The 6,777-nt window shown below is 39.1% G+C and carries 8 protein-coding genes; 4 read left to right on the top strand and 4 right to left on the bottom strand.

Annotation, left to right across the window (positions count from 1 at the left end):
• Nucleotides 1-190 precede the first annotated feature (190 nt).
• The gene (locus IQ228_RS17795) at nucleotides 191-1,393 is read left to right on the top strand and encodes an HhoA/HhoB/HtrA family serine endopeptidase (protein ID WP_027401716.1); all 1,203 of its coding nucleotides are present in this window, start codon (nucleotides 191-193) and stop codon (nucleotides 1,391-1,393) included.
• A gap of 98 nt (nucleotides 1,394-1,491) precedes the next feature.
• Here the strand turns inward: IQ228_RS17795 and IQ228_RS17800 are convergent, their stop codons facing one another.
• The 3 genes from IQ228_RS17800 to ispD form a co-directional block, all read right to left on the bottom strand.
• Nucleotides 1,492-1,836, bottom strand: coding sequence for a DUF760 domain-containing protein (locus tag IQ228_RS17800; RefSeq protein WP_027401717.1), 345 nt, complete (start codon nucleotides 1,834-1,836; stop codon nucleotides 1,492-1,494).
• 103 nt (nucleotides 1,837-1,939) lie between these two features.
• Nucleotides 1,940-2,497: an SMC-Scp complex subunit ScpB gene (gene scpB, locus IQ228_RS17805; RefSeq protein WP_027401718.1), complete on the bottom strand. Its 558-nt coding sequence runs from the start codon at nucleotides 2,495-2,497 to the stop codon at nucleotides 1,940-1,942.
• Between the two features lie 77 nt (nucleotides 2,498-2,574).
• Nucleotides 2,575-3,255, bottom strand: coding sequence for a 2-C-methyl-D-erythritol 4-phosphate cytidylyltransferase (ispD, locus tag IQ228_RS17810; protein ID WP_193963771.1), 681 nt, complete (start codon nucleotides 3,253-3,255; stop codon nucleotides 2,575-2,577).
• Between the two features lie 195 nt (nucleotides 3,256-3,450).
• Here ispD and IQ228_RS17815 point away from each other — a divergent pair, with 195 nt between their 5' ends.
• The gene (locus tag IQ228_RS17815; protein WP_193963773.1) at nucleotides 3,451-4,392 is read left to right on the top strand and encodes a glycosyltransferase family 9 protein; all 942 of its coding nucleotides are present in this window, start codon (nucleotides 3,451-3,453) and stop codon (nucleotides 4,390-4,392) included.
• Nucleotides 4,393-4,668: 276 nt separating this feature from the next.
• Here the strand turns inward: IQ228_RS17815 and IQ228_RS17820 are convergent, their stop codons facing one another.
• Entirely contained in the window at nucleotides 4,669-5,154 is a 486-nt protein-coding gene (locus IQ228_RS17820) for a CRR6 family NdhI maturation factor (RefSeq protein WP_027401722.1), read from the bottom strand.
• Nucleotides 5,155-5,400: 246 nt separating this feature from the next.
• On the opposite strand from IQ228_RS17820, the gene IQ228_RS17825 reads away from it, so the two are divergent.
• On the top strand, nucleotides 5,401-5,847 hold the full coding sequence (locus tag IQ228_RS17825) for a Fur family transcriptional regulator (protein ID WP_193963775.1): 447 nt from the start codon (nucleotides 5,401-5,403) through the stop codon (nucleotides 5,845-5,847).
• Nucleotides 5,848-6,013: 166 nt separating this feature from the next.
• Nucleotides 6,014-6,777, top strand: a 764-nt coding sequence (locus IQ228_RS17830) for a response regulator transcription factor (protein WP_193963777.1), incomplete at its 3' end; no start/stop codon positions are given.

The following is a 6,777-nucleotide window of genomic DNA, read 5'->3' on the forward strand; positions in this document are numbered from 1 at the left end:
CACCTCTCTTCTCCCCCTACCCCCCTTCACCCCTCATTTTCGGGTTGACAGACTACTAGATATGATCCCCGAATATGCTGACAAATTTTTGATATTTATCGCTCAAATGATCTGTTCACTGAAGGTTTGCTTGATTACACTAAAGAGATAAGCTTTCATCTGTCCTTGAGTGCCATTATTCTTAATAATTATGAATGTATCTTGGAAGCAACTGGCTGTTTATCTAGGTTTGGTGGTAATTGGCTCTGGTGGTGGTGTATTTGTTAGTCGTTATTTTTGGACGCACAATCTTTCATTTCAAGAATTGAAAAATGTGGCAGTAACTTTACCTGCTGAATCTGCTGCTCCTCAACCTGTCAATGGCATACTTAACACTTCGGGAAGTGATAATATCAATTTTATCGCCACTGCTGTCGGCAGAGTTGGTCCTGCGGTTGTGCGAATTAATGCAATTCGTAAAGTATCAAATCCGATGACTGAAGCTCTCAAAAATCCCTTATTTCGCCATTTTTTTAAAGAGGATGAACAACCAATCCCCTCAGAAAAAGTTGAGCGAGGGACAGGTTCAGGATTTATACTGAGTGAGGATGGTAAGTTATTAACTAATGCTCATGTAGTGGCAGATACAGACACGGTTCAAGTTACCCTCAAAGATGGGCGGAGTTTTGAGGGGAAGGTGGTAGGGGTTGATACGGTGACAGATATAGCCGCAGTTAAAATTTCCGCCCACAAGTTGCCGATAGTCAAGTTAGGTAATTCACAAAATTTAATTCCTGGACAATGGGCGATCGCTATAGGCAATCCGTTAGGTTTAGATAATACTGTCACTATTGGCATTATCAGTGCCACGGACAGAACTAGCGCCCAAGTAGGCGTTCCTAATAAGCGCGTTAGTTTTATCCAAACAGATGCAGCTATTAATCCTGGCAATTCTGGTGGACCACTCTTAAATGCTCAAGGGCAAGTTATTGGCGTAAATACTGCTATCCGTGCTGATGCTCAAGGACTTGGTTTTGCTATCCCCATTGAAACCGCCTTTCGTGTAGCCAATGAACTGTTTACCACAGGAGAAGTTGCTCACCCCTTTCTAGGAATTGAGATGACAGACATTTCCACAACCACAAAAGAGCGACTGAAAGCGGAAGATCAGCTAAACATTCAGCCAGACGTGGGAATTGTTATCAGAAAAGTCATGGAAAAATCACCCGCACAGATAGGAGGATTACTTCCTGGTGACGTGATTCAAAAAGTTAATGGTAAACAAATCAAAATTGCGGCTCAAGTCCAAAAGATAGTCGAATCGAGTAGTGTTGGGGACATTCTTACCATAGAAGTCAACCGCAATGGGAAAACTCAAATCTTTCAGGTTCGTTCGGGAAATTATCCTCAATAGCAGGGGACAGAGAACAGGAATAGGAAGCAGGGGGAGGGGAAGAAACTTTCTTTTTGTTCTTTGTTTTTGGTGAACTCCTGACTCCTGACTCCTGACTCCTATTGATTGGATAAATGTTCCAATTGCATTCTCTGTTCCATTTGGCGGAGAAAATAACCTGTCATCATTGCTGATGCTAGTATTCCCGCTAGATTTTCCCGGTCTGTTGTAATTTGCACATTAAAATGTTCTGTCGGTATCACTCCCACGAGTCCTTGGACATTCTGGGAAATGATTTGTTTAATTTCGGGGCTGACAGCTTGGGCTACACGGGCTAAAACTTCAGGAGATTGATGCTGTAAATATTTCAGTAATTGGTTTGGGTTGTCCCCAAAGCGATCATTCAGAAGTTGATTAGGGTGTTGCTCAGAGTCGTCTTGCAAAAAGTCAGGATCAAACACCATTGGCGATTTATATTAGCTTAACTGCTGATTTTACTCTAAACCATATTCATAGGGTAGCGCATTTTCTACAGAGAAAAGGCAATAGGGAATAGAGAAGGGTTTTTTAATTTTGAATTGTTCCCTCCTCTGCCTCTAATCCTTCTAACTTCAGTTCTAGTTGCTGTTCTTTGTCTGGAATTGCCAAAATTTGGGGTAGTTGTTCGATTTGAAAATACTGATGAAATTTTGGTGTTATTTGCAGGGAAAAGGAGCGAGAATCACTTTCTCGGCGTTTGCGGACGAAACCGGATTCTACTAATTCTTGAACGTGCTGATAAGCTCCCGAACCCCGTAAATTAATCAATTCACTTTGCAATATGGGATTATGGAGGGCGATCGCTGCTAATGTCCGTAATGCCCCAACTCCCAATTCTACTGGTATTATAGCTTGCACTAAATCATGAAATTCTGACCGCAGTTGTAAACTATAACCATGTTCAGTTTCTACGACTTCTAAAGCTGTGTCTTGACGGGAATAATTCTCAATTAGTTGGATAATTCCTTCTTCTGCTGTGAAGCGATCGCATTTCGCATATTCAGCAATTTCACTTAGTGATAAGGGTTTACCCTTTAAATAAAGAATCGCTTCTATTTTGCCGGCTATAGGTATATTCTTGGGCATTCAGTATTTTAGATTTTGGATTTTAGATTTTGGATTTTAGATTTTAGAAAATTTTTCTCCCCCTGCTTGCCCCCTGCTTATTCTCTATAACTAAGTATAAATTCTGCGATCGCCAAATCTTGAGGAGTAGTAATTTTCAAATTAGTCTCTTCCCCCGAAACTATCCTCACTTCAATACCGCATTTTTCAAACAAAGCCGCATCATCAGTCACTTCCCAACCTTGACGGACACCTTCAGCGTGGCACTGTTTTAACAATTTGACATCGAACCCTTGGGGGGTTTGAGCCGCCCAAAGTTGTTTACGTTCTGGTGTACTTTTAATTATGCCATTGTCATCAACAACTTTAATGGTATCTTTAACAGGTACAGCCGCAATTAAACCAGAACAATTGAGAATTGCTTCAGAACAGGCATTAAATAAATCTGGTGTTGCCAAACAACGAGCGCCATCATGGATTAATACCTGTTCCGCATTACTTGGTAATGCCTGTAAGCCATTATAAACTGACTCTTGACGAGTAGAACCACCAGAAATTAATTCTATTGTTTTTTTTAGCTTTAATTCAGCGATAATAGACTTGAACTTGTCCCAATCTTGAGGTTGAGAAACAATTCCTATCCAACTAATAGAACTTGCGGCTTCTGCTGCCAACAAAGTCCAAGCAATCAATGGTTTTGAACGTACCTGTAATAAAAGTTTATTACCATCAGCGCCCATTCTTTTGCCACTTCCAGCAGCGGGAATTAGTAAATGCACAACTTTTCCTTGATCTTTAATTAAATAAATTCAGAATACCCATTCTTGAGAATAACTTCACTAGCAAAATTCAAAAACTCCTAACTTCTAACCCTTGGGCGCACGCCCTGCGCCCCTACATTTTAAGATCGTGACTCATAATTCTCAATACCTATATTCTCCTAAAATATAAAACAATAAACGTTAATAAATATTATGCGTGTAGTAACCCTTGTACCTGGTTCAATTGATAACCAAATTCTTTTTTTTGCCACTCTTGATGATCTTAAGCGTTATTATCCCGACGCGCAGATAGATGTCATTGTCGAACCCCAGTCAAAGGCTGCTTACCGAATAAGCAAGTCAGTTCATGATGTATTAACTTTTGACTACAAAGATCGTAATAGTTTGGCTGATTGGGGTAACTTAGTTGGCATGATCCGCGATCGTGAGTATGATGTCGCTATTATTGTTGGACAAAGTTGGTTAGTAGGCTTGCTAATGTGGTTAACAGGAATCCCCACACGCATTGGCTATCAAGGACAAGGTGCGGTTTTTCTCACTAATCACATTACACCCAACCTATCCCAATATGTGGCAAAAGTGTACCATGACCTACTCAAACCTTTAAAGATTAATACTCCTTGTCCACCACTATCAGTAAATGTGCCAAAAGTAGACATCGAATGGGCGCAAGGAGAACAAAAACGTTTAGGCGTAAGTGAATCAGGTTTTATTCTCATCAATGCTGGTGGATCTAATGTAGATACAACCTACCCTGTAGAAAGTTGGCAAAAAATCATTGCAGCTTGCCAAGAAAAACAACCAGATTTACCCGTTGTTGTCATTAAAGAAGCTGATAATGAGTCGTTTGTGCGTTCAATTTTAGAACATTGTCACAATATTAAAGTTACTTCCCCCGATGATATTGGCAAGCTAACCGCCATCATTGGTGGCGCTAGTTTAATGTTGTCTGTAGAAAATAGTCTTCTGCAATTGAGTATAGCAGTAGAAACATATACAATAGCTTTGCTAAATTCTACGGACTCAGAAAAATTATTACCCGCAAGTGAAAAAGTCTTAGCTATTACCTCACCCACTGGAAAACTAGCAGATATTGCGCCCCAAATAGTCTTAGAAAAAATTTGGGGAAGTTAACTATTATCAATTTTGGATTTTAGATTTTAGCTTCAAAATCATCTAGCAGGAGTCAGGAGTCAGAAGGAAATTTTTTCCCTGTTCCCTGTTCCCTGTTCCCTGTTCCCTATCACCTGTCACCTGTCACCTGTCACCTGTTCCCTGTCACCTGTCACCTGTCACCTGTCACCTGTCACCTGTCACCTGTCACCTGTTCCCTGTCACCTGTCACCTGTCACCTGTCACCTGTCACCTGTCACCTGTCACCTGTTCCCTGTCACCTGTTCCCTTTCCAAATTAATTAGTTTTTTCAATCATTTCAAAGAAAGCATCATCTAATTCATAGCCCAGAATTTGCGCTAAGGATTTGAGTCGAGATGGACTAACAATATCTTGTTTGTACAACCAATCACTTAAAATAAAGATTTTGTGCATCAAAAATATTTCTAAGGCTTCGGGGTTGTACTGGATACCTTCTTTAGAACTAAACTGATGAGGTACTAACATTGCTGCGTATCTAGATAATTCTCCGGCTTTCCAGTCTAGTAAAAATGGTAACCAAGGATACTTGGCATCAAGACGCACAAACCACAGTCTTACCTCGGGAATTTCCGATAACTCCCGTGGATCATTTTCTTCCTGTTCATAATTAATTTCTAGACGTAGTTGCTGTTCATAGGAGGAAATATTTCCTGCTTGCAGCAGTGGTTCAATCACCATTAAGGCAGGTGATACATCTAAACTATAAATAGAATCGTTGTTGAGGGTGATTGTGATTGTCATGGACTGATAGATAGATACTTACTTACTCAACAGTGTTGACAATTCACAGTAACAGTTTTTTAACCACTTGAGGTAGACATTGAGAGGAATTTTAAGATAAAGTTGTTATGAGTTTTTTTTAAATTGAGAATATTATGAGTTAGCAAACAGGCAAAAGGCAAAGTGTTCTTTAATTTTGCGGGAGTGAGTCCTGTCGTGAGGGTATTTTGAATTGATTTCCAATTTCTAGAATTCACAACCTGAAATATGTACAAGCAAGGAAGTTGTCTTAAACCTATTCGTTCCTTAGAAGATGCTTTGGATAGGTGTCAAATGTTAGGAATGCGTGTCAGTCGTCAGAGACGCTTTATACTGGAGTTGCTTTGGCAAGCGAAAGAGCATCTTTCTGCTAGGGAGATTTATGATCGACTCAATAAAGAAGGTAAAGAAATTGGACATACTTCGGTATATCAAAATCTAGAAGCTTTATCTAGCCAGAGTATTATAGAGTGTATTGAACATGGTGATGGACGATTATATGGAAATAATAGTGATTCCCATAGTCATGTTAACTGTATAGATACAAATCAGATTTTAGATGTGCAGATAGAATTACCCGAAGAGTTGCTACGTCAAGTAGAAGCGCAAACAGGGATGAAAATTTCTGAATATACTATTAACTTTTATGGTTATCGTGACAAAGTGAATGATTAGGAATTGAGAATTTAAACTAAGTAGGTGAACACAATAAAACCAAACTGTGTAAAGAAACGTAAAATCGCCCAAACCCTCTTGCCTCTTGCCTTTTGCCTTGCCATAACGACAATTTTCAACGCCAACCTACTTAGCCTAAAAATCAGGAATCAAATCTCTTGTAAAAATGAGCGATCGCCTTTTACAATTCTTATTAATTGACCCAGATCCAATTTTCCGTTTAGGACTAAAGGTAACACTGGAAGCTATTCCTAATTTACAAGTTATAGCAGACGTTGCCACAGATACCGCAGCTTTACAGGTTTTAGCGCAAGTAAATTCTCAGCAAATTAAATTAATCATTTTAGAATTAGGGAATGAACAATTGGGTTTGCAGTTCTGTAAACAACTAAAAGCTTTATATCCCCACATACCTATATTACTTTTAAGTTCAAAATCCCAACCAGAAATGCTCATTGCGGCAAAAGCAATAGGAATAAATGGTTATTGTCCTAAAGGAATATCAATTTCTCAATTAGTCCCCATTCTTCAAGAAGTTGCTAATGGTGGTTATTATTGGTTCACAGAACCAGTAATCATTAATTCTCCTTTGCCATTTGCTAAGTTGCGAAATAATTTACAAAATTCAGGAATTAATAATATTGATCAAGCTATTAATCTAGTCACAGAAAAATTAAGAATACCAGGAATGCCTTTATTAAATAAAGCAATTTTAGCAGGACAGCGACGCGAACTTCTAGCCGCTCGCTGGGTTGTTAATCACTTATTGACAATACCGAAAGAAAGACAAAAACCACCCCCAGAAAACCAATTACTATCCTTCAGTATTCAGAATCAGGATAATATCATTAAACTAGATGCGGATGTAAGACCATCAATCAATATACCACCTATAGTTAGTTCTCGACAACTGCAATCTGAATTATTTAC

The organism is Dolichospermum sp. LEGE 00246, from assembly GCF_015207865.1.
GTDB classification, from domain to species: domain Bacteria; phylum Cyanobacteriota; class Cyanobacteriia; order Cyanobacteriales; family Nostocaceae; genus Dolichospermum; species Dolichospermum heterosporum.